Genomic DNA, 713 nt, shown 5'->3' with positions numbered 1-713 from the left:
ATCGGGAAGACAGGATTCGAACCTGCGACACCTTGGTCCCAAACCAAGTACTCTACCAAGCTGAGCTACTTCCCGAGTTAAATAGAAAAATGCACCCTAGAGGAGTCGAACCTCTAACCGCCTGATTCGTAGTCAGGTACTCTATCCAGTTGAGCTAAGGGTGCTCATTATATTATGCCGAGGACCGGAATCGAACCGGTACGATCGTTACCAATCGCAGGATTTTAAGTCCTGTGCGTCTGCCAGTTCCGCCACCCCGGCCTCTCTAAGCGAACGACGGGATTCGAACCCGCGACCCCCACCTTGGCAAGGTGGTGTTCTACCACTGAACTACGTTCGCACTACTTTCTTCTATCTAAAAATGCCGGCTACATGACTTGAACACGCGACCCTCTGATTACAAATCAGATGCTCTACCAACTGAGCTAAGCCGGCTCATTTATTATATCTTAATGCGGGTTAAGGGACTTGAACCCCCACGCCGTTAAGCGCCAGATCCTAAATCTGGTGCGTCTGCCAATTCCGCCAAACCCGCATATATGACCCGTACTGGGCTCGAACCAGTGACCCATTGATTAAAAGTCAATTGCTCTACCAACTGAGCTAACGAGTCTAAAATAACTTCCGTTATCTTAAACGGTCCCGACGGGAATCGAACCCGCGATCTTCGCCGTGACAGGGCGACGTGATAACCGCTACACTACGGGACCTTT

The 713-nt window shown here is 50.4% G+C and carries 8 tRNA genes; all 8 read right to left on the bottom strand.

What is annotated here, in order from left to right:
- Nucleotide 1: 1 nt before the first annotated feature.
- Nucleotides 2-75 (bottom strand) — tRNA-Pro (locus tag SMIDD28_RS10705).
- Nucleotides 76-90: 15 nt separating this feature from the next.
- A tRNA-Arg gene (locus SMIDD28_RS10700) sits at nt 91-164 on the bottom strand.
- Between the two features lie 11 nt (nt 165-175).
- Nucleotides 176-261 (bottom strand) — tRNA-Leu (locus SMIDD28_RS10695).
- 7 nt (nt 262-268) lie between these two features.
- Nucleotides 269-340, bottom strand: a tRNA-Gly gene (locus tag SMIDD28_RS10690).
- Between the two features lie 22 nt (nt 341-362).
- Nucleotides 363-435, bottom strand: a tRNA-Thr gene (locus SMIDD28_RS10685).
- Between the two features lie 18 nt (nt 436-453).
- A tRNA-Leu gene (locus SMIDD28_RS10680) sits at nt 454-535 on the bottom strand.
- A gap of 5 nt (nt 536-540) precedes the next feature.
- Nucleotides 541-613, bottom strand: a tRNA-Lys gene (locus SMIDD28_RS10675).
- A gap of 24 nt (nt 614-637) precedes the next feature.
- Nucleotides 638-710, bottom strand: a tRNA-Asp gene (locus SMIDD28_RS10670).
- Nucleotides 711-713: the final 3 nt, after the last annotated feature.

The sequence above is a fragment of the Streptococcus mitis genome (genome assembly GCF_001579045.1).
In the GTDB taxonomy this organism is placed as follows: domain Bacteria; phylum Bacillota; class Bacilli; order Lactobacillales; family Streptococcaceae; genus Streptococcus; species Streptococcus mitis_D.
The sequence above is the reverse complement of the archived record's forward strand: the minus strand, read 5'-3'. Positions and strand labels throughout refer to the sequence as shown.